Genomic DNA, 24,442 nt, shown 5'->3' with positions numbered 1-24,442 from the left:
AATCGTTCGGTGAACGAGAAGAGGTGTGTGCGTGCCGGTGACAGTGACCCGCCGGGCCGCCCTGCGTGGCGGCCTGGCAGGGCTGGGCCTGGCCGGGCTCGGCGCCGCCGGGCTCACCGGCTGCGGCGGCGCACCCGCGTCGACGGCGATCCCGGAGGCGGGACCGGCCGGACCGGCCCGTCGCGGCGGGCGCATGGTCGTCGCCCGGCCGCCCGCGTCCGGGGCCGAGACACTGGACCCCGCGAGCGCGCTGTCGGCCTACGAGTACCTCGGCGCGCTCTACGACCGCCTCGTCGTGCTCGACGACACCGGCGCCGCCGTCCCGGGGCTCGCCGAGTCCTGGGAGTCGAGCCCGGACGCGCGGACCTGGCGGTTCCGGCTGCGCCGCGGCGTCACCTTCCACCACGGTCGCGAGCTCACCGCCGCCGACGCCGTCCACACACTGCGGCGCATCCTGGATCCCGCGACGTCGTCGCCGATGGCCGGGGTGTTCGCCGGGCTCCTGGAGCCGGCGGGGCTGTCGGCCCCGGACCCGTACACGTTGCAGGTCGCGCTGGCCAAGCCCGCGGCCGAGCTCCCGTCGCTGCTGTCGGGCTACCAGTGCGGGGTGCTGCCGGCGTCGGGGGAGATCGGGGTCGGCACCGGCCCGTTCGCGCTCGGGGGGTTCACCCCGGCCGGGCGGGGCAGTGTCACCGCCCACGACGACCACTGGGCAGGCCGCCCGCGGCTCGACGAGATCGCGTTCGCCTCCGTCGCCGACGCTCAGGCCCGCACCAACGCGCTGCTCGCCGGGCAGGTGCACCTGCTCATGCAGACGAACCTCGACACCGCGACCGCCCGGGTGGTGGCGTCCTCGCCGCGCACGACGGTGGCGCGTTCGCGCAACGCCCAGTGGTACACGGTCCCGATGCTCGCGACGGCAGCGCCGTTCACCGACCCCATGGTCCGCGACGCCGTCCGGCTGGCCTACGACCCGCAGGCCGTGCTGGACACCGCCGCGCGCGACGCGGGCGTCGTCGGCGGGGACAACCCGGTCCCGCCCGGACAGCGGGACTGGGTCTCGACGCTGCGCCCGCGCGACCCCGACCGGGCCCGGTCGCTGCTGCGCCGCGCCGGTGCCGACGGCCTGGAGCTCGACGTCTACACCTCGGCCTACGACCCGCTGTTCACCCCGGTCGCGGTCGCGTTCGCCGACTCCCTCGCCGACGCCGGGATCCGCGCCCGGCTGGTCACCGCACCGGCCGACTCGTACTACACCCAGGTGTGGATGACCCGCCCGCTGTGCGTGTCGTACTGGTTCACCGGCCGCCCGATCGACCAGCTACTCAACCAGATCTTCCGGTCCGGGTCGTCCTACAACGAGTCCGCCTGGGCCGACCCCCGGTTCGACGCGATGCTCGACGCCGCCAGGGCCGAGACCGACGCGGCCCGCCGTCGCACGCTCTACCAGGATGCCCAGCGCTACGTCGCCGTCCACGGCTCCGCGCTCACCCCGATGTTCGCCGACCGCCTGGTCGGCATGTCCCGCGACGTCCGCGGCTACCGCGAGCACGGGTTCGAGTTCGACTACCGCGGGCTGGGGTTCGCATGACCGGCTACGTGCTGCGCCGGCTCGGCGTCTCGGTGCTGACCCTGCTGCTGGCCTCGGTGCTGGTCTTCGTCGCGCTCCAGGCGCTGCCCGGGGACCTCGCCACCCAGCTGCTCGGCCGCGACGCGACGCCCGACGCGGTCGCGGCGCTGCGCGAGCAGCTCGGCCTCGACCGGCCCGCCTGGGAGCGCTACCTCGGCTGGCTGGGTGCCGCGCTCACCGGCGACCTCGGGACGTCGCTGGTCAGCGGGGACCCGGTCACGGCCGACCTGGCGGTGCACCTGCGCAACACCCTGCTCGTCGCCGGGCCCGCGGTGCTCGTCGGCATCCCGCTCGCGGTGGGGCTCGGCGTCGTCGCGGGGCTGTACCGCGACCGCGGCCCGGACCTGGTGATCTCCACCGTCTGCCTGGTCGGGATGAGCGTGCCGGAGTTCGTCGTCGCGACCGTGCTGGTCCTGCTGTTCGCGATCACGGTCCCGCTCGCGCCCGCCGTCGTGCTGGACGGGCCGACCGCACCCGTCGCCGACCTGGCCGGGGCGATCTGGCTGCCCGCGATCGCGCTCACCACGGTCATGGCCGCCTACATCGTGCGGATGGCCAGGGCCGGGGTGATCGACACGATGGGCTCGGAGTTCGTCACGACCGCGACGCTCAAGGGCGTCGGGCGCGGCCGGATCGTCCTCGCCCACGTGCTGCCCTCGGCGCTGCTGCCGACGCTCAACGTCATCGCCGTGAACCTGGCCTGGCTGATCGGAGGAGCCGTCGTGGTCGAGGCGGTGTTCAACTACCCCGGCGTCGGGACGCTGATGCTGCGCGCGGTGCAGAACCGCGACGTCCCGACCCTGCAGGCGGTCGCGGTGCTCGGCGCGGTCGTCTACGTCGTGGTCAACCTGGCCGCCGACCTCGCGGCGATGGCCCTGGACCCGCGGCTGCGGAGCACCCGGTGAGCCGGGCGCCGCTGCTCGTCGGGGCCGCACTGGTCGGGCTACACCTGCTGCTCGCGCTGGCCGCGCCGCTGCTGACGCAGTACTCCCCGGTCGTGAGCGACCCGGTGTCCGCGCTGCAGGACCCGTCCTGGGCGCACTGGGCGGGCACCGACGCCTACGGCCGCGACGTGCTGGCCCGGGTCCTGTACGGCGGCCGGTACGCGCTCGCGGTGTCGGTCGCCGCGACCGTCGCTGCGGTCGGGCTCGGGACCCTGCTCGGCTGCCTGGTCGCCCTGCGCGGCGGGTGGCTCGACGACGCCGTCATGCGCGTCCTGGACGCGGTGCTGGCCGTCCCGCCGGTGCTGGCGCTGCTCGTGGTCGTGTCGGTCCTCGGCGCCGGCCCGGCGGTCGTCGTGCTCGCGGTGACGGTGACCTACGCCCCGGCGGTGGTCCGAGTCGTTCGCGCCGCCGCGATGTCGGTGGTCCGGCTCGACTTCGTCGCCGCGGCCCGGATGCGCGGCGAACGCACCGGGTCGGTGCTGGTCCGCGAGGTCCTGCCGAACGTCGTCGGTGTCGTGGCCGTCGAGTTCGCGCTGCGCGCGTCCTGGGTGGTCCTGCTGATCAGCTCGCTGTCGTTCCTCGGGTTCGGGGCCGCGCCCCCGACGCCGGACTGGGGGCTCATGGTGGCCGAGAACCGTACGGCCGTCACCGTCGTGCCGTGGAGCGTGCTCGCCCCGATCCTGGCCCTGGCCACGCTGGTCATCGGGCTGAACCTGGCCGCGGACGGCCTGGCGAACCGGTGGGGCGTCGACCGGATGACGGCGGGGGCCCGCCGATGAGCGCCCCGGTCGTCGAGGTCGACGGTCTCGGGATCGCCTACCGCGCAGGCCGGGCCGACGTGCCCGTGGTGCGCGGGGTGTCCTTCGCCGTCGAGCCGGGGTGCACCCTCGGCCTGGTCGGGGAGTCGGGCAGCGGCAAGTCGACCGTCGCCGCGGCGCTGCTCGGCCACCTGCGCCGCGGGTCGCGGATCACCGCGGGCACCGTCGCGCTGCACGGCGAGGACGTGTTCGCCGCCGGCCCGCGACGGGTGCGCGCGCTGCGCCGCGGGACCGTCGCGATGGTCGCGCAGAACTCCGGGGCGGTGCTGACACCGTCGATGCGGATCGGCGTCCAGCTCGCCGAGGCACTGCCCGAGGGGACCGGCGACCGGGACGCCCGGGCCGCGGAGCTGCTCGACCGCGTCCGGCTCGACCCCGGGCTCGCGCCGCGGTACCCGCACCAGCTCTCCGGCGGGCAGCAGCAGCGGGTCTCGATCGCCATGGCCGTCGCGGCCCGGCCGGACCTGCTCGTGCTCGACGAGCCGACCACCGGGCTGGACGTGCTCACGCAGGAGGAGGTGCTGCGGCTGCTGGCCGAGCTCGCCGAGGCCGACGGGCTCGCGAGCGTGCTGGTCAGCCACGACCTCGGCGTCGTGCGGCGGATGGCCGACGAGGTGCTGGTCCTGCGCGAGGGCGAGCCCGTCGAGCAGCGCCCGGCCCCGGAGCTGTTCGGCGACCCGCGCACCGCCTACACCCGGCGGCTGCTCGCCTCGGTGCCGCGACTGACCGACACCGGACTCGCCGAGGTCGGTGAGAACGGCATCCGCACCGTGCGCGACCGGGCCGCCGACGCACCGGCGGGCGACCGCCCGGTCGTGGTGGAGGTCGACGGCGCCCGGATCGCCTACGGCGGCACCGTCGCGGTGGAGGACGTGTCGTTCACCGTGCGCCGCGGCGAGGTACTGGCGATCGTCGGGGAGTCGGGGAGCGGCAAGTCCACCCTGGCCCGGGCGCTCGCCGGCCTCGTCGTCCCGGCCGGGGGGACGCTGCGGCTGTGCACCCCGGACGGCGACCCCGACGGTGACCTGTCCCGGCCCGCCGGACGGCGACCGGTCGAGGTCCGCCGGGCCCTGCAGATGGCCTTCCAGAGCGCCGACACCGCGCTGAACCCGCGGCGCACCGTCGGCTCGTCGCTGGCCCGCCCGGTCCGGCTGTTCGGCACGGCGACCGGGCGGTCGGGGGTCGCCCGCCGGGTCGCGGAGCTGATCGCCGACGTGCGGCTCGATCCGTCGTTCGGCGGGCGGCTCCCGGCGCAGCTCTCGGGCGGGCAGCGCCAGCGGGTCGGGATCGCCCGCGCGCTGGCCGGGGACCCGGCCGTCGTCGTCGCGGACGAGGTGACCACTGCGCTCGACGTGTCGGTGCAGGCCTCGGTCCTGGCTCTGCTCGACGACCTGCGCCGCGAGCGCGACCTCGCGGTGCTGCTGATCAGCCACGACCTCGCCGTGGTGCGCGGCCTCGCCGACCGGGTGCTGGTGCTGCGGCACGGCCGGGTCGTCGAGCACGGGCCGACCGCCGAGGTCTTCGCCGACCCGCGGCACCCCTACACCCGCGAGCTGCTCACCGCCGCCCGCTACACCGATCTCGGCAGTCCGGAGGAGACCCCAGCACCATGAGGTACCGCGATGCGTTCCCCCGCCGTACCGAGACCGTCGACGCCTGGATCCCCACCCGCGACGGCACCCGGCTGCACGCCCGCATCCAGCTCCCGGTCGACGCCCTCGCCGACCCGGTGCCCGCGCTGCTGGAGTACCTGCCCTACCGCAAGGACGACTGGACCGCGCCCCGCGACGCCGCCCGCCACCCCTGGTACGCCGGGCACGGCTACGCCTCGGTGCGCGTCGACGTCCGGGGGACCGGTGACTCCGAGGGCCTGCTGCTCGACGAGTACACCCCGGCCGAGCTGGCCGACGGCGTCGACGTCGTCGAGTGGCTGGCCGCCCAGCCCTGGTGCACCGGCCGGGTCGGGATGTTCGGGATCTCCTGGGGCGGGTTCAACGCCCTGCAGGTCGCCGCGCTCGCCCCCGACGCGCTGCAGGCGGTCGTCACCGTCTGCTCCACCGACGACCGCTACGACAACGACGTGCACTACACCGGTGGCGCCGTGCTCGGCATCGACATGGCGGGGTGGTCGGGCACCATGCTGGCGTTCACCGCCCGGCCGCCGGACCCGGCCGTCGTCGGGGAGCGGTGGCTGCCGATGTGGCGCGAGCGCCTGGAGGCGGCCGAACCGTTCCTGCACCACTGGCTGGCCCACCCCGAGCGCGACGACTACTGGCGGCACGGCTCGGTCTGCGAGGACCCCTCCGCGATCCGGGCCGCGGTGCTCGCCGTCGGCGGCTGGAACGACCCGTACCGCGACACCGTGCTCCGCCTGCTGTCCACACTGGATGCCCCCGTGAAGGGGATCGTCGGGCCGTGGGCGCACCGCTACCCCGACATCGAGCTCCCGCCCGGCCCCGCGATCGGGTTCCTGCAGGAGACACTGCGATGGTGGGACCGCTGGCTCAAGGACGAGCCCACCGGGGTCGAGGACGACCCGCCGCTGCGGGCCTGGATCCAGGAACCGGTCCGGCCCGCCACCACCTACCCGGAGCGGCCGGGGCGGTGGGTCGGCACGGCGGCCGTCGGGGAGGCCACCCGTGAGCTGGTGCTGGGCAGCGGGACCGAGCCGGTCGTCGTCGCCGCACCGGACCACACCGGGATCGACGCCGGGCGCTACTTTCCGTTCGGTAACCCCACCGACCTGCCGCCCGACCAGCGCGCCGAGGACGGACGCTCGGTCTGCTTCGACCTCGGCCCGCTGCCCGGGCGCATCGAGATCCTCGGCAGGCCGGTGGTGCGGCTGCGCCTGGACGCCGACCGGCCCGCGGCCGCCGTCGTCGTGCGGCTGTGCACCGTGGACGACGACGGCGCGTCCACACTGGTCACCCGGGGCGTGCTGAACCTGACCCGCCGCCACGGCCGCGACCGCACCGTGCCGTGGACCCCCGGTGTCCCGGAGACGGTCGAGGTACCCCTGATGGCGACCGGCTCCGCGGTCCCCGCCGGCGGGCGGCTGCGGGTCGCGGTCTCGCAGGCGTACTGGCCGTGGGTGTGGCCGCACCCCGACCCGGTACGCCTGACGGTCGTGCCCGCACAGAGCTTGCTGACCCTGCCGCTGAGCTCCGGCACCGACCTCCCGGCGACGACGTTCGGGCCGCCCGAGCAGGCGCCGCCGCTGCCGGTGACGACCACCCCGCCGCCGGACCGTCCCGAACGCGAGGTCCTCCACGACGTCGGCGCCGGTACCTGGGAGCTGCGCGTCGACCCCCGCTACGGCGGCTCGCGCACCTTCCCCGACGGGCTGTCCTACGCCGAGGACACCCGCGAGACCTACCGGATCACCGACGGCGACCCGCTCTCGGCGCGCGCCGAGTCGGCCTGGACGATCGCGATCGGCCGCGGCGACTGGCGGACCGACATCGAGACCCGCTCGGTGCTCACGGCGACCGCCACCGACTTCGTCGCCGAGAGCTCGTTGGTCGCCCGGTCCGGCGACGAGGTCGTCGCCGAGCGGCACTGGCACCGCAGGATCCCGCGGCGGGGCGCATGACCGCCCGGCCCGCGCCGCGGCGCCGTCAGCCCACCGAGGTCCGGCGCGCGATGGTGCTCGAGGCGGTCCCGGCGCTGGTCGCCGAGCGCGGGGTGCGCGGCACCGGGATCCGCGACATCGCCGCCGCGGCCGGGGTGTCGGTCGGGACACTGACCTACCACTTCTCCGGCGTCCGGGAGATCCTCGCCGCGGCACTCGCCGCGCAGCTCGCCGCCTACTACGACCCGCTGCGGGAACGGGCCGCGACGTTGGCCCCGCGCGACGGCCTGGACCTGCTGCTCGCCGCGTCGCTCGACGAGGAGACGCGGCCGCACTGGCGGCTGTGGCTGGAGTGCTGGCAGGACGGCGTGTGGGACGACGAACGGTCCCAGCACGAGCGCTACACCGGCTGGCACGCCGTCCTGCGGGACCTGGTGGTCGCCGGGGTCGCAGACGGTTCGCTGCGCTGCGCGGACCCCGACGGCACCGCGGCGCGGCTCGTCGCGCTGGTCGACGGGCTGGCCCTGCAGCGGCTGCGCGGGGTGCCCCCGATGTCGTCGGAGCGGGCCGTCGCGCACGTCCGGACCGCGCTGGCCGACTGGACCGGGTCGCCCCGCCCGACGGGGGAGTAGGCACCGCGTCCCGGGGCGGGCCGGCGGTGTGCCGGGCTAGTGTCGGCGGCGTGTCCGTCATCGACCTGCACGCCCACTCCACCGCGTCCGACGGCACCGACTCCCCGGCCGGGCTGGTCCGGGCGGCCGGCGCCGCGGGGCTCGACGTCGTCGCGATCACCGACCACGACACCACCGGTGGGTGGGCCGAGGCGGGCGCCGCACTGCCGGCAGGGCTCTCGCTGGTGCGCGGCGCGGAGTTCTCCTGCCTGAGCCCGACCGGCCGTACGGGCGAGCCGCGCTGCTCGGTGCACCTGCTGGGCTACCTGTTCGACCCCGAGCACGCCGCGATCGTCGCGGAGCAGGAGCGGCTGCGGGCCGAGCGCGTGCAGCGCCTGGAGACGATGATCGGGCGGATGGCCGCCGACGGGTACCCGGTCGACGTCGAGACCGTGTTCGCGCACCTGCCCGAGGGCGGCAGCGCGGGCCGGCCGCACCTGGCCCGCGCGCTCGTCGCGGCCGGCGTCGTCGGGTCGGTCGACGAGGCCTTCGCCGAGCTGCTGCACAACGACAGCCCCTACTACGTGCCGCGTGCCGACACCCGGGTCGAGACGGCCGTCGAGATGATCGTCGCCGCCGGCGGGGTCGCGGTGTTCGCGCACCCGCTGGCCCGCACGCGCGGTGTGGTCGTGGAGCCGTCGGTGCTCGTCGACCTGATCGGCTGGGGGCTGGGCGGGATCGAGGTCGACCACCCGAACCACGCCCCGGTCGACCGCGAGCTGCTGCGCGGGATCGTCGCCGAGCACGGCCTGCTCGCGACCGGCTCCAGCGACTACCACGGCACCAACAAGACGACCCCGCTCGCGCAGGAGACGACCGACCCGGAGGTCTACGCGGCCCTGACCGAACGGGCCACCGGCGTCCCCGTGCTGCACGGCTGATCCGGGCGCACCGCGTGACGGTGGGGCGCCGGGAGTGAGCGACGGTCGGTGACCGTCCGGGAGTACCGTGGCGCGCATGGCCCGGACCACCGCTCCCGCCACCGGGGCCCCGGACGGTCAGCTCGGCCTGGACCTGCTCGACCCCGGCTTCGGTGCGACCGCACTGCACCGGGTCACCCCGGCCCGGCTCGACACCTGGGACGCCTGCCCGCGCCGCTACCGGATGCTGCACGTCGACCGCCCGGCCCCGTCGCGGGGCGGCGGGTTCGCCCACACCACGCTCGGTGCGGTGGTGCACCTGGCGCTGCGCTCGCTGGCGGCCCTCCCCGTCGAGCGGCGCACCCCGGAGCAGGCCGCGGCACTGGTGGACCGGCACTGGACCGGCGAGGGGTTCGCCGACGACGCCCAGGCCGCCCGGTACCGCGAGCGTGCCCGGGACTGGCTGGCCGCCGTCGTCGACGGCCCGGTCGGGCGGGACGAGCCGCTCGCGGTCGAAAGGTGGGTACGGGCCCCCGCCGGGCCGCTGCTGGTCGAGGGCCGGGTCGACCGGATCGACGAGCGCGACGGCGAGGCCGTCGTCGTCGACTTCAAGACCGGGCGCCGGGTGCCGACCGCGGCCGACGCCGCCGCGTCCCGCCAGCTCGCGCTCTACGCCGTCGCCACCGCCTCGGTGTTCCGCCGCCCCTGCCGCACCGTCGAGCTGCACCACGTGCCGACCGGAACCGTCGCCGTGCACACCCACGACGAGGCCTCCCTCGACCGGCACGTCGCCGCGGCCGCAGGGTCCGCCGACGCCGCCGCCGGGGCGACGACCGTGCTGGCCGACGGCGGCGACGCCGACACGCTCTTCCCGGTCCGCACCGGTGCGCACTGCGGGACCTGCGCGGTCCGCCGCCACTGCGCCCCCGGCCGCGCCGCCGTGCCGGAGCCGCGACCGTGGGACCTGCTCGCCCCGTGACCGCCGACCCGCAGTTCCCCGGCCCCCCGCGGCACGGCCGACCCCCGATCCCGCCACGCCCGCCGGGCGCGCCCGCCCCGTACCGGGCCGGGCCGTCGCACGGGCGCCCGCACCCCGGCCCCGACGGCTACGGCCCCCGCCCGCCGGTCCCGCCGTCCGGCCCGCCCCGCAGGCGCGGTGACGTCGGGTCCCCGGCCGGTCCACGCCCCACCGAGGCCCTGCCCGTGTCCCGCCGCGCGCCGCGCCGCGGTCTGTCCTCCGGTCCCGCCGAGCCGCCCCGCGACGACGAGCACCCCGCCGCCCGCGCGCCCGGCCGGCGGGCCGACCGCCGCCGCGCCGAGGAGAACGCACGTCGGGCACGGCGCCGTGCCCCCGGACCCGATGTCGACGGGGCAGGCGCCCGGCTGCTGCGGGGCCTGGCCGGGGTGCTCGCCGGCGGACTCGTGGTGCTCGCGCTCGGGCTGGTCGTCGTGGAGTGGGTGGCCGGGAGCAGCGGGGTCCCCGGCCCTGGCACCGGTGCGATCGTCGCGCACGCGGGGGCGGCGGCCGTCGCCGTCGTGGGCCAGGTCGTCGCGGACCGGCGGCGCGACCGCACCGGCCTGCTCGCCGCGCTCGGGGTGATCGTGACGGCGTCGCTGGTGCTCGGGCTCGGCTGGTTCCTGTAGCGGCTCAGGCGCGTTCGGAGTCCCGGGCGCGCTGCATGCCGCGGGCCAGCCGTCGTCGGAGCGCGGGGACCCGGTTCACCAGGCGCAGCCCGGTCCGCTGTGCGGCCGTCGCCAGCGTCCGGGAGACCGGTCCGCGGTCGGAGTCGTCGTGCATCTGCTGCAGCGACTCGCGCACCGCGACGGCGGAGTAGCGGCGCATCTCCGCCTCGTAACCGCCGACGGCGGTGCGCAGGTCCAGGTCGCCGTGGTGCACCCGGACCAGACGTTCTCCGAGCTCACGGGCGTCGCGCAGGGCGGTGTTGGCGCCGGCACCGCGACCGGGGGTCATGGTGTGCGCGGCGTCGCCGAGCAGCGTGACCGGGCCGGGCTCCCAGTGGGGCAGCGGGTCGGAGGTGCGGATGTCGATCCACAACGCCGACGCCGGGTCCGAGCGGCCGAGGAGCGCGCGCCAGCGCGGATCCCAGTCCGTGGTGACCCGTTGCGCCAGGGTTAGCAGAGCGGAGCCGTCCGCGGACACCGGCCGCCCGCCCGGCAGCGCGGTGTGGGAGACGGTGACGCCCCAGGAGACGAAGTCGCCCGTCGGATCCCCGGCCAGGCCGGGCCAGCCGCGTAGCGCCGCGGCGCGGTCCGGGTCGATCCCGGGGCGCGGGACGCGGTCGTCGTCCCAGGGCATCCGCATGACGTGGCTGATCCCCATCGTCCCGGTGCGGTCGAACACCAGGGCCATGCCGTCGGCGCTCGGCAGCAGCGCGGTCGTGGTGGCGTCGAGCGGGGCGCGGCCACCGATCGCCACGAGCCCGGTGGAGGTGAGGCCCGCACCGGGCAGGAACCGCCCGCGGACCCGGGAGTGCGCGCCGTCGGCGCCGACGAGCAGGTCACCGGTGACCGTGTCCCCGTCGCCGGTGTGCGCGACGACCGTGCCGTCGTCGTCCACCTCGTGGCCGACGTACGGGCTGCCCCAGCGCACGGTGTCCTCGATGCCGGTCAGCAGCACCCGGCGCAGCGTGCTGCGGCTGACGTTGAACTCCTCGGCCCCGCCGCCGGGCAGCTCGGCGAAGGGCAGCGACAGCAGCTCGCGGTACTGCTCGGTGCACATCAGCAGCCGGTCGTACGGCGCGGCCGTACTCGCCTCGAACACCGCGTACAGCTCCGCTGGCAGACAGGCCCGCAGGGCGCGGGCGCCGTCGGGGGAGATGCCGACCCGGTAGCCGCGCAGCCCGGCGGGCCCCGGGTCGACGTCGCGCTCCAGGACGACGACCTCGGCTCCGGCCCGGTGCAGCAGCTGTGCCAGGCACAGGCCGCCGGTGCCGGCACCGGCGACGATCACTCGGACGGACATGGTGGACCTCCGTGTCGGAGCAGGGCGGATCGCGGCCGGTCGCGGATGCGACGGCCGTGCGTGCGGTGTGGTCGGAGGCGCCGGGCGCCCGGTCAGGGGCGGTCGGGCGAGGCGAGGCCGCTGTGCGAGGTCAGGCGGAGCAGCTCCTCGCGGTTCCAGGTGAGGCGGCCGCCGCGGACGTCGTCGACGAGTGCGGCGACCCAGGAGGTCTCGGCCTCCAGCATCGCGATGGTGTAGTCGAGCTCGACGAGCAGGACCCGCGGCAGCAGGCCCGCCACCGCCTCGTGGCTGGCCCGGGCTCCGGCCAGCCGTCGTCGCAGGGTGTCGAGGCGGCTCTCCACCGCCGCGGCGGCGTCGGCCGGGGTGAGCTGGGGCAGGTGCGCGAGGCCGACGACGAACTCGGGGAACTCCGGCCGCGGTACGGCCAGCATCTCCCGGGTCCACTCCTCGGCTGTCTCGCGGCCCGCGTCGGTGACGGTGTACAGGGTGCGCTCCGGGCGGGCGGTCTCCCGCTCGGTGGCGTGCTCGACGATCAGGCCGTCGCGTGCGAGACGGTCGATCGTCTTGTAGAGCTGTGACCGCTGCCCGACGTTGACCACGTCGTCCTTGCCCCGCTCCCGGATGAGCTGCTGCATCCGGTAGGGGTGCATGGGCTCCTCGGTGAGCAGGGACAGCACGGCGAGGGCGAGGCCGGACCGCTGGGTCATGGTGTCGACGATACTAGTGTCGAAGACACTATGGCAAGGATGGGACTCAGCCGGCGGGCCCCAGCACGACGAGCTCGCTGCCGCGCAGCTCGACCAGCAGGGCGCCCTGGGCGGCGAGCAGCACCGGTCCGGCCACCGGGCCGCGGTCCACCGGCAGGGTCCGGGCGACGACGCCGGTGGCCGGGTCGACGTCGGCGATCCCGCCGGGGACGGGCACGAGCAGCCGGTCGCCGTAGCGGGTGCCGGGGCCGAGGGTGCCGGGCAGGCTCCAGCGCGGCTGGAGGCTGCGGGTGTCCAGCGCGACGGTCGCCCCGCCGGTCCACCAGTAGCGGTTCCGGTCGTCGGCGGTCGTGCGGGCGACGCCGTCGGCCGGGGCGGCGACCGTCGCACCCGCCTCGACCGGGAACTCCCCGATGCCGCGCCCGCCTCCGTCGTAGAGAGCCAGGCGGGGGACGCCCGGCAGCAGGACGGCGACGCGCTCGGACGACGCGGCGATCACCTGCGCACCGTCGGTCCCGATGACCGACGACGAGTCGAACGCGGGCCGGTCGCCCTCGGTGCGGCTGGGACGCAGCACCGTCAACCGTTCGGAGGGCTCGCCGGGACAGCGCTCCAGGATCACGGCGCGGTCCTCGGCGGCGGCGAAGGACCCGAACGTGCATCCCGACCGCGGCTGCGAGCCGGGCTCCTCCAGCGCGCGCACCGTGCCGTACTCGGCGGTGCGGACCAGGTCGGAGCGGAAGGTCTCGACGTAGTCCTGGCCGGTCGCGAGCACCGGGTCCTGGCCGATCAACCGGGTGCCGGGCCGGGCGTCGAGGGTTCTGGCCGGGCCACGGGCGCCGGAGTCGGGCTGGAGCGTGGAGAGCTCCGAGCAGTACTCGTCGTTGCGGTAGAGCGCGAGCACGCGACCGTCGGCGAACCCGGTGGTGCACAGCGGGAGGTCGCGTTCGTAGCTCCAGCGCTCGGCGCCGGTGCGCGCGTCGCGCCCGGAGACCCGCGACCCCTCGGCGACGACGACGCCGTCCCCGACCGCCAGCGGCACCGGGGTGTCCGGGCTGGCCGCCCGCCACAGCTCGGTGAACCCGGCCGGGACCGGGCCGACCGGTGGTGGCGGGGCGGGGGCGGTCGCGGCCGTCACCGACTCGGTGTGCGCGGCCGGGCTCTGCACCGCGTAGAGCACCGCGACCTCGGCCAGCAGCAGCACGAGCACCGCGGCGACCAGTCGGTCGCCGCGGTGTCGTCGTTCGGCGGGGATGCCCGGGAGCGGGAGCCGGTCCCGCAGGGGGCGGCCGCGCAGCACGCGTGGTGTCAGCTGGCGGCCGCGTCGGCCCCGTCGGCGGACTCGCCGCCACCGGGTCCGCGCCGCGACCCGCCGCGACGGCGACGACGGCGCGGCGTGGCCGCCCCGCCCTCGGCCGACGCGCCGGCGTCCGGCCCGTTCTGCGGGGCGCCCTCGGCGGAGCCCGCGGCGGCGGCACCCTCGGCGGTGGTCGAGGCGCCCGCCTCGACCGCGACGCCGCCCCGGGTCCGGGAACGGGAGCGGTTGCGCCGCGGACGGCGACCGCCCTCGTCGCCGTCGCCGTTGCGGCCGGCCTCGCGGCTGCCACCGTCACGGCCACCACCGTCGCGACCGCCACCGTCGCGACGGCTGCCGCGCGGCTTGCGGGCGCCCTGGTGGTCGCCGTCGGAGTCGATGTACTCGGCGTCGAGCCCGGCACGGGTGCGCGCGGACAGCGGGAGCCGCCCGGACGCCGTCGTCGGGATGTCGAGGTCGGTGAACAGGTGGTCCGAGGTCGAGTAGGTCTCGACCGGCTCGTCGATGCCCAGCGACAGGTCGTCGGAGATCATCTTCCAGCGCGGGGTCTCGTCCCAGTCCACCAGCGTGACCGCGACGCCCTCGCGTCCGGCGCGGCCGGTGCGGCCGATCCGGTGCACGTAGGTCTTGGCGTCCTCGGGGCACTGGTAGTTGATGACGTGCGTGACGCCGGTGACGTCGATGCCGCGGGCCGCGACGTCGGTCGCGACCAGCACGTCGACCTTCTCCGCGCGGAACGCGCGCAGTGCCTGCTCGCGAGCGCCCTGGCCGAGGTCACCGTGCACCGCCGCGGCGGCGAAGCCGCGCTCGGCGAGGTCGTCGGCGACGCGCTGGGCGGTCCGCTTGGTCCGGGTGAAGATCATGGTGAGACCGCGGTCCTTGGCCTGCAGGGCCCGGGTGACCAGCTCGACCTTGTCCATCGCGTGCGCGCGGTAAACCAGCTGCTTGGTCCGCTCGTGGATGGAGCCCTGGTCGGCCTCCTCCGCGCGGATGTGCGTCGGGCGGGTCAGGAACGCCCGCGAGAGCTGCACGATCGGGCCCGGCATGGTCGCCGAGAACAGCATCGTGTGCCGCTCCTCGGGGAGCATGCGCAGGATCCGCTCGACGTCGGGCAGGAAGCCCAGGTCGAGCATCTCGTCGGCCTCGTCCAGGACGAGTGCCTTGACCCGGCCGAGGACCAGGTGGCGCTGCTCGGCGAGGTCGAGCAGCCGGCCCGGGGTGCCGACGATGACGTCGACGCCCTTGCGCAGGGCCTCCAGCTGCGGCTCGTAGGCCCGGCCGCCGTAGATGGCGACGACGCGCACGCCCAGGTTCTTGCCCGCGGCGGCGATATCCCGGGCGACCTGCACGCACAGCTCGCGGGTCGGGACGACGACGAGCGCCTGCGGGACGTCCTTGGTGCGGTCGGCGGCCTCGCCCTCGGCGGTGGCGGCGGGGCGCTCACCGGGCGGGGTGATCCGCTGCAGCAGCGGGACGCCGAAGCCCAGCGTCTTGCCGGTGCCGGTGCGGGCCTGGCCGATGACGTCCTCGCCGGCGAGTGCCAGCGGGAGGGTGAGCTCCTGGATCGCGAACGTGCGCACGATGTCGTTCTCCGCGAGCGCGGAGACGATCTCGGGCCGGACGCCGAGCTCGGCGAAGGTCGGGGGGAGCTTCTCGCCGCCGGGGTTGGTCACGCCGAGCGGGGTCTCGCTGGGGGTGATGCCGGTGGGCAGGAAGCCCGGGTCGGCCTCGGGGGTGTCGGTGCTGTCGCTTCGGGACAGTGTGATCGCCTCTCTCCGCGCACAGGAGCCGTGGCGTGGCTCGTCGACCGGCCCCGGGCCGTCGGGACGGTCCGGGCGGGAGAGCAGCCGAGGCGCTGCGCGCACCAGTACGGGTGCGGGTCCCGGTGAGACGTGCTCGGCCGGGTCGGCCGCTCGTCCCGTTACCCGGTCCCCGCGCGGTGGGCGCGTCCCCGTGGAGTCCCATGAGCCCGAAATCCGGTGACGCGCTGACCGCATGGTACCCGCCGCGGCGCCCGAACACGACGGCGCGGCCGTCGCCGGGTGGGGTGAGATGCCTCGCGCCGTGGTCGCGACGGCCGTCGCGGGCCGCCCGGCCGGCCGGTAGGGCCCGGTTAGGGTGGCGTCCATGACCACTGGAGGCGACGCGCCGACGGCCGCGACCGTGGAGCTGCTCGGCGTGCTGGCCTACGGCGAGCTGTCGGCGTTCGACCGGCTCGCCGAGGACGCCCGGGCCGCGCCGACGCTGGCCGGCCGCGCGCAGCTGTCGACGATGGCCGCCGCCGAGATCGGCCACTTCCGCCTCATCGAGGACCACCTGGGCCGCAGCGGGATCGCCGTCGCGGACGCGATGGCGCCGTTCGTCGCGCTGATCGACAGCTACCACGCCTCGACCGCCCCGCGGAGCTGGCTGGAATCGCTGGTCAAGGCCTATCTCGGCGACGGTCTCGGCGCCGACTTCTACCGCGAGGTCGCGGGCTGGGTGGATCCCGGCACCGGTGACCTGGTGCAGCGGGTGCTCGCCGACACCGGGCACTCCGCCTTCGCCGAGCGCGAGGTGCAGGCCGCCTGCACCGCCAACCCGGCGCAGCGCGACCGGCTGGCCCTGTGGGGCAGGCGGCTGCTCGGCGAGGCCGTCACCCACGCCCAGCGGGTCGTCGCCGAGCGCGACGAGCTGGCCGAGTTCATCGTGCTCGGCTCGGGAGAGAAGGGCGGCGTGGCCGGACTCATCCGGACGGTGCAGACCGCGCACGGCCGCCGGATGGGCAGGCTCGGACTCTCCTGAGTCCCGGCCCGGTGGTCGGGGTCGCGGCTCGCCGATGCTCCGGCCCGATCTCGACTAGCCTGGCGCGGGCAAGGTGATCAGAAGTGACGGATCGGGAGGACCACCGGTGAAGGTCAAGATCGGCATCGCGGAGACCCCGCGGGAGCTCGTGGTGTCCAGCGACCGCACGCCGGACGAGGTGGCCCAGCTCGTGAGCGGGGCGATGAAGTCCGACGACGGGCTGCTGGACCTCACCGACGACGAGGGCCGTCGCTACGTCGTCCCGGTCGCGCGCATCTCGTACGTGGAGATCGGCCCGTCCGAGGAGCGCCGGGTCGGGTTCGGCCTCAGCGGCTGAGCGCACCCACGGTCGTCCGGGCCCGGTACCCGTCCGCGGGGCCGGGCCCGACGCGTGTCCGGGGGAGGGGGCCGGTCAGTCGGTCTCCGGCGGGGGCGGCCCGTCCAGCGCGAACGGCGGCCTGCCGGTGCCGGTGATCCGGAACCGGTCCCAGACGTCCGGCTCGGACAGCGTGCCGACGGCCGTGTGCCCTGGCGTCCGGACCTCTGCGGTGCCGCCGCGGCTGCCCAGCAGTGCGGTGAGCCGGGGGTGCGCGGCGACCCGGCCCGCCCAGTGCAGCCTGCCGTCGAAGGGCTCGTGCCGGGCGTCGAGGAGCACCTCGACCTCGACCGTCTCCTCGCCCAGCACCAGGGTGGCGGGGCCGCGGTAGCCCTCGTCGTGATCGTGGTCGTGGTCGGCGCTCACCGGTCCTGCACCGACCCCTCGTGCACCTGTGGCTCGGGGACCAGCCGCAGGATGTCGGCGGTCGCGGTGGGGGAGTCGAGCCCGGCGACGCCGGCGATCCCGCCCCAGATCAGCGCGGACAGGTAGTTGGTGAGCGCGTCACGGCTCATCGTCCGGCGCTCCAGCCACCACTCGCCCGCGGTCTGGACCATCCCGATGATCCCGTGCGCCCACGCCTCGGCGCCGCCGGAGTCGCGGCCCTGGGCGCGCAGCCGCTCCCCGAACAGCGTGGTCAGCAGGGCGCCGATCTGGCCGCGCACGTCCTGCGCGATCTCGGCGCCCGGCACCGGCTCGGCCGGGTTCGCGACGACGAACCGGTACAGCTGGGGCTCCTCCTCGATCATCCCGAGGTAGGCGTCGATGACGGCGGCGACGTGCTCGATCGGCTCGGCGTCGATCGCCAGCACCGGGTAGATCCGCTGCATCAGCATGTCCGCGGCGTGCTCACTGACGGCGCGCTGCAGGTCGGCGCGGTCGGCGAAGTGCCGGTAGAGCACCGGCTTGGTGATGCCGGCCGCGCCGGCGATCTGGGCGACCGAGACCCCGGCACCGTGTTCGCGGATCGCGTCGACGGCGGCGGCGACCATCTCGGTCCGCCGTTCCTCCCGTCGGCGGCTGCGCGCATCGGGCTTGACATCCCTCGGCTCCTGGGGCACGTTACCAGTGGTAACTGTTACTGGCGGTAACAGCAAGGGTTCCGGGTGTGGAACCCGCCACCGCAGGCCCCTCGTCAGGAAGGCGCGACCGATGAGCGCTCCCGCCCGGACCGGAAGCAAGGCCCACCTCGCGGACCGCGAGGACACCGCTCGGCGGCTGCTGAAGAGCTCGGTGACGACCTCCTACGACCCCTCGATCGACATCGACTGGGACGCCCCGCTGGTCGAGGGTCGGTACGGCATCGTCCCCGAGCGCGTGTCGCTCTACGGCACGCCGCTGTGGGACGGCCTCACCGAGGAGCAGCGGATCACGCTGTCGGTGCACGAGTTCTGCAGCGTCGCCCGGATCGGGCTGTGGTTCGAGATGATCCTCATGCAGATGCTGCTGCGCTACGCCTACGACCGCGACCCCCGTCGCGCGCACATCCAGTACGCGCTGGTCGAGATCGCCGACGAGTGCCGGCACTCGATGATGTTCGCCAAGGCAACCGAGCGCTACGGCGTGCCGGACTACACCCCCCGCCGGCTCACCCATGAGCAGGGCCGGCTGATGAAGACCATCGGCACCGGCCCGGCGATGTTCGCCGGCACCCTGTTCGTCGAGGAGATCCTCGACCAGCTCCAGCGCGAGGGGATGCGGGACGAGCGTGTCCAGCCGCTGTCCCGGATGATCAACAAGATCCACGTGACCGAGGAGGCCCGGCACGTCCGCTACGCCCGGGAGGAGCTCCAGCGGATCATGCCGAGGACCAATCGCGCGGAACGTGTCTGGGCCCGCTACCTCACCGCGCGGATCGCGTTCGTCGTCGCCCGCAACCTCATCCATCCCGAGGTCTACCGCAGCGTCGGGATCGCCCCGGCGGTCGGGCGGAAGGCGGCGCTGGCCAACCCGCACCACCACGAGATGCTGCGCTGGTCCTCGCGCAAGCTCGTGCCGTTCCTGCGCGAGCAGGGGATCGTCGGCGGCCCGACGGAGACCCTGTGGAAGCGCGCCCACCTGATCTGAGGAGGCATCCCGCGATGAGCACACGGATCGTCACCCGCGACGGGACCGGCCTGTTCGCCAGGGTCTCGGGTCCGGAGTCGGCACCGGTCACGGTGCTGCTCGCCCACGGCTGGACGCTCGACGAGCGTTGCTGGGCCCCGGTCGCCGACGCCCTCGCCGTCGGCGCGCCCGGTGCCGGCCCCGCCCCGCGGGTGATCCGCTACGACCACCGCGCGCACGGCCGCTCCGACGACACCCCCGACGAGCTCAAGACCCTCGACGTCCTCGCCGACGACATGGCCGAGGTGATCACCCGGCTCGCCCCGAGCGGCCCGCTGGTCATCGCGGGGCACTCGATGGGCGGGATGACGGCGATGGCGCTGGCCCAGCGCCACCCCGACCTCGTCGCGTCCCGGGTCGCCGGCGTCGCCCTCGTCGCGACCGCGAGCGGCGGCCTCGGTGCGGCGGCGACGCTGGGGATGACCGGGCTGCCGGCGAAGCTCTTCCTGGCCGGCAAGGACAAGGTGACCGTCAGTCCGCTGTGGACGGAGCGCCGGTCGCTGTCGACCCACCCGACCCTGCTGCGGGCCGGTCTGCAGCCGCTGCTGCTCGGCACCCGGCCGGACCGGCTCGCCGTCCGCGCGACCTGCGAGGCGATCGCCGACTGCCGTCCGACGACGATCTCCGGCTTCACCCCGACCCTCACCACCCACGAGCGCGACGAGGCGCTGGCGGCGTTCTCCTCGCTGCCGGTGGAGATCCTGGTGGGGACCCGGGACCGGCTCACGCCGCCGCGGTTCGCCCGACGGATCCACCGCAGCCTGCCGCGCGCCGAGCTGACCGTGTTCCCCGGTGCCGGACACATGCTCCCGGTCGAGCGGGTCGGCGGGGTCACCGGCCGGATCGCCGCGCTGGTGCGCCGGGCCACGGCGGAGCAGGTGGCCTGAGCCGCCCGCCCCGTCGTCGGCGGTGGGGCGTCAGATCTGGTCGAGGCCCTGCTTCGGGAACCCGGCGATGCCGCGCCACGCCAGCGACGCCATGAGCGCCACCGCCTCGTCGCGCGGGACCCGCTGGTCGGAGTCCAGCCAGAACTGGGCGCCGACCTGGCTCAGCCCGACGAGCCCGACGGCGAGCAGCCGCGCGCGGTCCTGGTCCAGCCCGGCGTCGGCGGTGACCGCGCCGGCGACCGCGTCGATGCAGCGGTCCAGCGCGCTCTCCACCAGCGCCGCGGCCTCCGGGTCCCCCCGCAGGTCGGACTCGAACACCAGGCGGTAGGCCTTGCCCTCGCCGGCGACGAAGTCGAAGTACGCCGCGACGGCGGCCTGCACCCGCTCCTTGTTGTGCTCGGTCCGCTCGATCGCGTTGGAGACCCGCTCGACGAGCTCCTCGGCGTAGGTCGTGAGCAGCGCCTGGTACAGCTCCAGCTTCCCGGGGAAGTGCTGGTACAGCACGGGCTTGGAGACACCCGCCCGCTCGGCGATGTCGTCCATCGCGGCGGCGTGGTAGCCCTGGTCGGCGAACACGTCGCGGGCGGCCAGCAGCAGCTGGGCGCGACGCGCGCCGCGGGACAGTCGTGCGCCCCGTGGCGTGGCGGTTCCGGTCATGGGCCCCCTACCTCTCACCGTCGTGGGATAACCCTACTAGCAGGTAACCGCGTTGACGAACGATCCGTGAACGGGTGTCGCCGCAGAAGGGTGACAACCTCTCACGATCGGCGGTGCGGTCCCCGTGCGGCGAGCCCGAGCGCACCCAGGACCGGCACGGCGGCCACCACGACCGCGGGTGTCCCCAGCACGGCGAGGACCACGCCGGCGACGGCGAGCACCACGGCCGCACGGACGTACGAGCGGGCCCGGGCCCGCGCCCGGCGGGCGATCAGCAGGGCGGCGGCCACCTCGGCGGGACCGCCACGGGCGCAGATCCTCTCCGACCCGTGCGCGGGCGCGACGACCGGGTCCGGGCGCGTGTCCGGGGCGTCGTCCGGGTGCTCGGTGGACCCCGACCCCGACCCCGACCCCGACCCGGTCCCGGTGCTGTCGGCGGTGGGCCGGCCGTCGGCGGTGGGCCAGGGGACCAGCTCCACCGCCAGGTCGGCGGCGGCCAGCGCGGCCTCGTCGGTGGTCGGGTCGCCCGCCACCGCGACCGTGCGGCCCCGCACCCGCAGCCCGGCGACGGCCGCGGCCCGTGCCGCCGGGTCCAGCCCCGGGCGGACGGCGTCGGGGTCGGCCGGGTCGAGACCGGTCGCCGCGGCGAGGGCGCGGGCGGCGCCGTCGTCGTCGGGGGTGAGCAGGACCGGCGTGACCCCGGCCGCCACCAGCTCCGACATCTCCGGGCGGGCCTCGGGGGGCGGCGCCCGGGGCAGCGCGAGCACGGCGCGGGCGCACCCGTCCCAGGCGACGACCAGGACCGCCCGGCCCTCGGCGACCGCCCGCTCCCGCTCCACCGACAACGGCGGTGGCACCCGGATCCCGTGCTCGGCCAGCCAGTCCGGGCTGCCGAGCAGCACCGCGTGCGCGACGACGGTCGCGGTCGTGCCGCCGCCGTCCGGGCCGGGGTCCCGCAGCTCGGCCACCAGGCCGGACACCCCGAGGCCGGGCTGCTCGTCGGCCTCGGCGACGTCGGGCACCGGGCCGTCGACGGCCGCGGCCAGCGCCCGCGCCGCGGTGCGCAGGTCCGACCCGGGCCGCGCACCCGCGGCGACCGACGCGGCCAGCCGCAGCACCAGCGCCGGATCCTCGCCGCGGCCCGCGTGCACGGTGACCGTCCCGGGGGCGGTGCCGGTCAGCACGTCCGGCCCGGCCAGCGCGACGGTGTCCACCCGGCCCGCGAGCCCCGGTCCGCCGGCGGACCCGGTCCAGCCCACCGGATCGCGACGGCCGGGCCACGGCACCGGCAGCCGCACCGCGTCGCCGCCCGCCCGGTCCGCGGCCCGCAGCGCCGCCGGCAGCGCGGCCAGCAGCGGCAGCGGGCAGGCCCCGACCAGGACCGCGATCCCGGCCGGGACCGCGGCGGGCCACGGGGTGCCGGTGCCCGCCGCGAACGCGGTCACCGCGACCGCGATCAGCGCCGCGGGCGGGGTGAGCAGGGCGCTCCACCGGTCGGCGACGGCGCGCAGGCCCGCGCGGACCTCGTCGGCGTCCGCCCGGGTGTCCCCGCCGTGCGGGCCGGGTGGGCGCCCGGTGCGCTGCACCGCCGCCGCGACGACGGTCAGCACCGCGGCGACCCCGGGCAGCAGGACGGGCCCGGCGAGCGGGTCGGTCGGGACCGGGACCGGACCCGCGGGCGAGACCGCCGCGACGGCCTGCACCGCCGCCGACCACCCCAGCGCGGCGAGCACGGCCGCCGCGACGCCGGTCTCGGCGGTCACCGTGCCCTCCCACAGGCCGCGGGCGGCGACGCGCAGGCCAGGGCCCCCCGTCGTCGCGACGACGGCGAGGGCGACCAGCAGGGCCACCGCCGCGCAGTGCGGGGCCCACGTCGCGCCGGCCAGGGCGGGACCGGCGAGCGGCAGCAGCAGGGCGAGCAGGGCCGCCACCGCCCGCGCGGCGTCCCGCAGGACCGGACGCAACCGCCGTCAGCTCCCCGGCGCGGTCGGGAGCGTGAACTCGCACGACCGCAGCACACCGCCGGAGCGGTAGTCGAGGAACAGCCGGTAGCTGCCCGGAGCGGGGACCGACACCGCGAACGCCACCCCGGGCCCGGAGCGGTCGGCGGCGGCCGCGCCGGTGATCTCGGGGCGGACGGGGAACCGGGCCAGGTCGCCCTGGCGGACCGCGGTCATCCGGCCGAACGCGCCGCCGTCGACGGGCTCGAGGTCGGTGACCGGGGTGCCGTCGCGCCCGACGGTCGCGAACAGCCGGGACTCCCCGCCGGGGACCAGGGCGCCGTCGAGGCGGACCTGCTGGTCGCTGCCCCCGCAGAGCCCCGCCCGGTTCTCGGCCGGGAAGGTGAAGGCGCCGTAGGTGCCGGGGACGTGCAGGTCGGCCCCGAGGTCGAGGTGTGGGCCGCCGGTCGGGGTGAACCCGGCGTAGAGCCGCCAGACGCCCTGGCCGGGGAACCGCACGGGTGCCCGCCACACGCCGTCGGGGCCCTGGGTGGCCCGCAGCCGCTGGTAGCCGGCGACGTCGCGGCGCAGCACGGCGACGTCCATGACCCCCGAGCCGTCGGAGGGGGTGTCGAACCGGGTCACCGGGGCGCCGTCGGAGCCGGTCACGGTGAAGGCGACCTCGGTCGGCTCGCGCCACGGGTAGACGATCCCGACCGGGGTCAGGGTGTAGCCGGCCGCGGTGGTGAGCACACCCCCCGCGCCGGTCGTCGCGTCCCCGGTGGCCAGACCGGCGGCGAGGACACCGCCGTCGCCGCGCACGTCACCGGGGTCGGCGTCGCCCGGTGCACCGGCGGTCGGGGTCTCCGGAGCGCCGCCCACCCCGCTGCCCACCGCACTGCTGCCCACCGCGCCGCCCGCCGTCCAGGCCGCGGTGAACACCAGCACCGACGCGGCGCCGAACCCGGCGAGCCGGGCCGCGGCCGATCCGCCGATCCGCCCCATGCCCACCTCCTCCGTCGCGTCGTCCACGGGGTACAACGTCCGGGGGGCCGTCACGTTGCGCTCCGTGGAGCGCCGGACGCGGACGGTGATCACAGCGAGACGGGCGTCACCCGGCACGGCGAGTGACGTGCGCGACACGTTATGCTGGTCGAATGGTCGCCGCCCCGTCGATGTCCGTTCACCCGCCCGTCACCGTGCCCGCCCCGGTGCCGACGCCGGGTGTCGAGACGTCCCCGGGTGCCTCGGCGGAACGCCCGCCGTGGCCGGGCCGCGCGGTCACCTCCGGCGGGGTCACCCTGCACGTGCGCGAGACCCCCGGCTCCGCCGACGCCGACGCCGTCTACGTCCACGGCCTCGCCGGGTCGGCCACGAACTGGACCGACCTCGCCGGGCTCCTCGCGCCGCGGGCCACCGGCCTGTCGGTCGACCTGCCCGGGTTCGGGCTGTCCGAGCCGACCGCCGTCGCCGACTTCGGGCCGGACGGCATGGCGGACGCGCTCCTGTGCTGGCTGGCCGGGCGCGACCGCCCGGTGCACCTGGTCGGCAGCTCCCTCGGCGGCGTGATCGCGACGACGGTGGCGGCCCGCCGTCCCGAACTCGTCCGCAGCCTCACCCTGGTCTCGCCCGCGGTGCCGGACCGGCGCCCCGACCCGCGACGGCTGTCGGACCCGCGGATGGCGCTGGCCATGGTGCCGCTGCTCGGGCGCGGCGCGCGCCGTGCGCTGGCGCAGGAGCCGCTGCGTGCCAGGGCCGAGCGGATCGTGAAGGTCTGCTTCGCCGACCCGCAGCGCGGCTCCACCCGCCGGCTCGAGGAGCTGATCTCCGAGCACGAGCACCGCGCGACGCTGCCCTGGGCCGGCGCGGCGACCGACGGCGCCACCCGCGGCCTCCTCGGGCTGTGGGCCGGGCGCGAGATCTGGCGCCGGATGGCCCGGGTGCGGGTGCCGTCGCTGGTGGTGTGGGGGGAGCAGGACCGCATCGTGTCCCCGCGGCTGGCCGCGCGGACGGCCGCCACGCTGCCCGGGGCGCGGCTGCTGGTGCTGCCCCGCGCCGGGCACGTCGCGCAGATCGAGCGGCCCGCGGCGGTGGCCGACGCCGTCGCCGCGCTGTGGGACGCGGTGCCGGTCGGAGCGGGTGCGGGAAGATGACGCGCACGTGGCGCGTTGAGACGCCCTGAGACCCGCACGC

General features: G+C 76.3%; 23 protein-coding genes. 14 read left to right on the top strand and 9 right to left on the bottom strand.

All coding sequences use genetic code 11. The annotated features are described in order from the left end of the window. The first annotated feature begins 31 nt into the window (after window positions 1-31). The 9 genes from KPL59_RS31125 (at window position 32) to KPL59_RS31085 (ending at window position 10,138) form a co-directional block, all read left to right on the top strand. Entirely contained in the window at window positions 32-1,591 is a 1,560-nt protein-coding gene (locus KPL59_RS31125; protein ID WP_226362959.1) for an ABC transporter substrate-binding protein, read from the top strand. Continuing rightward, window positions 1,588-2,535, top strand: a complete 948-nt coding sequence (locus KPL59_RS31120) for an ABC transporter permease (RefSeq protein ID WP_020623558.1) — start codon at window positions 1,588-1,590, stop codon at window positions 2,533-2,535. Before KPL59_RS31125 ends, KPL59_RS31120 begins: the two co-directional genes overlap by 4 nt. Next, window positions 2,532-3,353: an ABC transporter permease gene (locus KPL59_RS31115; RefSeq protein ID WP_020623557.1), complete on the top strand. Its 822-nt coding sequence runs from the start codon at window positions 2,532-2,534 to the stop codon at window positions 3,351-3,353. Before KPL59_RS31120 ends, KPL59_RS31115 begins: the two co-directional genes overlap by 4 nt. Continuing rightward, window positions 3,350-5,005: an ABC transporter ATP-binding protein gene (locus KPL59_RS31110; RefSeq protein ID WP_226362958.1), complete on the top strand. Its 1,656-nt coding sequence runs from the start codon at window positions 3,350-3,352 to the stop codon at window positions 5,003-5,005. The genes KPL59_RS31115 and KPL59_RS31110 overlap by 4 nt, the downstream gene beginning before the upstream one ends. Then, complete coding sequence (locus KPL59_RS31105) at window positions 5,002-6,984, top strand: CocE/NonD family hydrolase (protein WP_226362957.1); 1,983 nt, start codon at window positions 5,002-5,004, stop codon at window positions 6,982-6,984. Before KPL59_RS31110 ends, KPL59_RS31105 begins: the two co-directional genes overlap by 4 nt. Then, a complete protein-coding gene (locus tag KPL59_RS31100) occupies window positions 6,981-7,595 on the top strand; it encodes a TetR/AcrR family transcriptional regulator (RefSeq protein ID WP_226362956.1) in 615 nt (204 codons plus the stop codon). Before KPL59_RS31105 ends, KPL59_RS31100 begins: the two co-directional genes overlap by 4 nt. Window positions 7,596-7,645: 50 nt before the next feature. Further along, the gene (locus KPL59_RS31095; protein ID WP_226350700.1) at window positions 7,646-8,515 is read left to right on the top strand and encodes a PHP domain-containing protein; all 870 of its coding nucleotides are present in this window, start codon (window positions 7,646-7,648) and stop codon (window positions 8,513-8,515) included. Between the two features lie 76 nt (window positions 8,516-8,591). After that, window positions 8,592-9,473, top strand: coding sequence for a PD-(D/E)XK nuclease family protein (locus KPL59_RS31090; RefSeq protein ID WP_226362955.1), 882 nt, complete (start codon window positions 8,592-8,594; stop codon window positions 9,471-9,473). Further along, window positions 9,470-10,138 carry a hypothetical protein gene (locus tag KPL59_RS31085; RefSeq protein WP_226362954.1) on the top strand — a complete coding sequence of 223 codons (669 nt, stop codon included), beginning with the start codon at window positions 9,470-9,472 and terminating at the stop codon, window positions 10,136-10,138. The genes KPL59_RS31090 and KPL59_RS31085 overlap by 4 nt, the downstream gene beginning before the upstream one ends. Before the next feature lie 4 nt (window positions 10,139-10,142). Here the strand turns inward: KPL59_RS31085 and KPL59_RS31080 are convergent, their stop codons facing one another. From KPL59_RS31080 to KPL59_RS31065, 4 genes are all read right to left on the bottom strand, one after another. Then, a complete protein-coding gene (locus tag KPL59_RS31080; protein ID WP_226362953.1) occupies window positions 10,143-11,477 on the bottom strand; it encodes an NAD(P)/FAD-dependent oxidoreductase in 1,335 nt (444 codons plus the stop codon). Window positions 11,478-11,569: 92 nt separating this feature from the next. After that, complete coding sequence (locus tag KPL59_RS31075; RefSeq protein WP_226362952.1) at window positions 11,570-12,184, bottom strand: PadR family transcriptional regulator; 615 nt, start codon at window positions 12,182-12,184, stop codon at window positions 11,570-11,572. A 46-nt stretch (window positions 12,185-12,230) separates the two neighbouring features. Continuing rightward, entirely contained in the window at window positions 12,231-13,484 is a 1,254-nt protein-coding gene (locus KPL59_RS31070) for a hypothetical protein (protein WP_226362951.1), read from the bottom strand. A gap of 8 nt (window positions 13,485-13,492) precedes the next feature. Continuing rightward, on the bottom strand, window positions 13,493-15,367 hold the full coding sequence (locus KPL59_RS31065) for a DEAD/DEAH box helicase (protein WP_255678208.1): 1,875 nt from the start codon (window positions 15,365-15,367) through the stop codon (window positions 13,493-13,495). A gap of 259 nt (window positions 15,368-15,626) precedes the next feature. Between KPL59_RS31065 and KPL59_RS31060 the strand changes: the two genes are divergently transcribed. Both KPL59_RS31060 and KPL59_RS31055 read left to right on the top strand, forming a co-directional pair. Then, window positions 15,627-16,283 carry a ferritin-like fold-containing protein gene (locus KPL59_RS31060; protein ID WP_226362950.1) on the top strand — a complete coding sequence of 219 codons (657 nt, stop codon included), beginning with the start codon at window positions 15,627-15,629 and terminating at the stop codon, window positions 16,281-16,283. A gap of 106 nt (window positions 16,284-16,389) precedes the next feature. Further along, the gene (locus tag KPL59_RS31055; RefSeq protein ID WP_020625913.1) at window positions 16,390-16,620 is read left to right on the top strand and encodes a DUF3107 domain-containing protein; all 231 of its coding nucleotides are present in this window, start codon (window positions 16,390-16,392) and stop codon (window positions 16,618-16,620) included. A gap of 75 nt (window positions 16,621-16,695) precedes the next feature. Here KPL59_RS31055 and KPL59_RS31050 read toward each other — a convergent pair whose 3' ends face one another. Continuing rightward, entirely contained in the window at window positions 16,696-17,025 is a 330-nt protein-coding gene (locus KPL59_RS31050) for a DUF4873 domain-containing protein (RefSeq protein ID WP_226362949.1), read from the bottom strand. Further along, complete coding sequence (locus KPL59_RS31045; protein WP_020625911.1) at window positions 17,022-17,651, bottom strand: TetR family transcriptional regulator; 630 nt, start codon at window positions 17,649-17,651, stop codon at window positions 17,022-17,024. The genes KPL59_RS31050 and KPL59_RS31045 overlap by 4 nt, the downstream gene beginning before the upstream one ends. Before the next feature lie 160 nt (window positions 17,652-17,811). Here KPL59_RS31045 and KPL59_RS31040 point away from each other — a divergent pair, with 160 nt between their 5' ends. Both KPL59_RS31040 and KPL59_RS31035 read left to right on the top strand, forming a co-directional pair. Beyond that, window positions 17,812-18,726, top strand: a complete 915-nt coding sequence (locus tag KPL59_RS31040; RefSeq protein WP_226362948.1) for a diiron oxygenase — start codon at window positions 17,812-17,814, stop codon at window positions 18,724-18,726. A gap of 14 nt (window positions 18,727-18,740) precedes the next feature. After that, window positions 18,741-19,652: an alpha/beta fold hydrolase gene (locus KPL59_RS31035; RefSeq protein WP_226362947.1), complete on the top strand. Its 912-nt coding sequence runs from the start codon at window positions 18,741-18,743 to the stop codon at window positions 19,650-19,652. Between the two features lie 30 nt (window positions 19,653-19,682). Here the strand turns inward: KPL59_RS31035 and KPL59_RS31030 are convergent, their stop codons facing one another. The 3 genes from KPL59_RS31030 to KPL59_RS31020 form a co-directional block, all read right to left on the bottom strand. After that, entirely contained in the window at window positions 19,683-20,309 is a 627-nt protein-coding gene (locus tag KPL59_RS31030) for a TetR/AcrR family transcriptional regulator (protein WP_020625908.1), read from the bottom strand. A gap of 101 nt (window positions 20,310-20,410) precedes the next feature. Continuing rightward, window positions 20,411-22,273, bottom strand: coding sequence for an HAD family hydrolase (locus KPL59_RS31025; RefSeq protein WP_226362946.1), 1,863 nt, complete (start codon window positions 22,271-22,273; stop codon window positions 20,411-20,413). 6 nt (window positions 22,274-22,279) lie between these two features. Continuing rightward, window positions 22,280-23,281 (bottom strand): hypothetical protein, encoded by a 1,002-nt coding sequence (locus KPL59_RS31020; RefSeq protein WP_226351363.1) that lies wholly within the window; start codon window positions 23,279-23,281, stop codon window positions 22,280-22,282. Window positions 23,282-23,424: 143 nt separating this feature from the next. Between KPL59_RS31020 and KPL59_RS31015 the strand changes: the two genes are divergently transcribed. Next, entirely contained in the window at window positions 23,425-24,402 is a 978-nt protein-coding gene (locus tag KPL59_RS31015; protein WP_226362945.1) for an alpha/beta fold hydrolase, read from the top strand. Window positions 24,403-24,442: the final 40 nt, after the last annotated feature.

The organism is Pseudonocardia sp. ICBG1142 (genome assembly GCF_020496255.1).
In the GTDB taxonomy this organism is placed as follows: domain Bacteria; phylum Actinomycetota; class Actinomycetes; order Mycobacteriales; family Pseudonocardiaceae; genus Pseudonocardia.
Note: the sequence above shows the minus strand (reverse complement) of the source record. Positions and strands in the feature narration are given on the sequence as shown.

Bases quoted from the DNA above. Each gene is read 5' to 3' on its own strand.
- KPL59_RS31120 (WP_020623558.1), top strand. From the start codon at position 1,588: ATGACCGGCTACGTGCTGCGCCGGCTCGGCGTCTCGGTGCTGACCCTG.
- KPL59_RS31110 (WP_226362958.1), top strand. From the start codon at position 3,350: ATGAGCGCCCCGGTCGTCGAGGTCGACGGTCTCGGGATCGCCTACCGC.
- KPL59_RS31105 (WP_226362957.1), top strand. From the start codon at position 5,002: ATGAGGTACCGCGATGCGTTCCCCCGCCGTACCGAGACCGTCGACGCC.
- KPL59_RS31100 (WP_226362956.1), top strand. From the start codon at position 6,981: ATGACCGCCCGGCCCGCGCCGCGGCGCCGTCAGCCCACCGAGGTCCGG.
- KPL59_RS31090 (WP_226362955.1), top strand. From the start codon at position 8,592: ATGGCCCGGACCACCGCTCCCGCCACCGGGGCCCCGGACGGTCAGCTC.
- KPL59_RS31080 (WP_226362953.1), bottom strand. From the start codon at position 11,477: ATGTCCGTCCGAGTGATCGTCGCCGGTGCCGGCACCGGCGGCCTGTGC.
- KPL59_RS31075 (WP_226362952.1), bottom strand. From the start codon at position 12,184: ATGACCCAGCGGTCCGGCCTCGCCCTCGCCGTGCTGTCCCTGCTCACC.
- KPL59_RS31060 (WP_226362950.1), top strand. From the start codon at position 15,627: ATGACCACTGGAGGCGACGCGCCGACGGCCGCGACCGTGGAGCTGCTC.
- KPL59_RS31045 (WP_020625911.1), bottom strand. From the start codon at position 17,651: ATGGTCGCCGCCGCCGTCGACGCGATCCGCGAACACGGTGCCGGGGTC.
- KPL59_RS31040 (WP_226362948.1), top strand. From the start codon at position 17,812: ATGAGCGCTCCCGCCCGGACCGGAAGCAAGGCCCACCTCGCGGACCGC.
- KPL59_RS31035 (WP_226362947.1), top strand. From the start codon at position 18,741: ATGAGCACACGGATCGTCACCCGCGACGGGACCGGCCTGTTCGCCAGG.
- KPL59_RS31030 (WP_020625908.1), bottom strand. From the start codon at position 20,309: ATGACCGGAACCGCCACGCCACGGGGCGCACGACTGTCCCGCGGCGCG.
- KPL59_RS31015 (WP_226362945.1), top strand. From the start codon at position 23,425: ATGTCCGTTCACCCGCCCGTCACCGTGCCCGCCCCGGTGCCGACGCCG.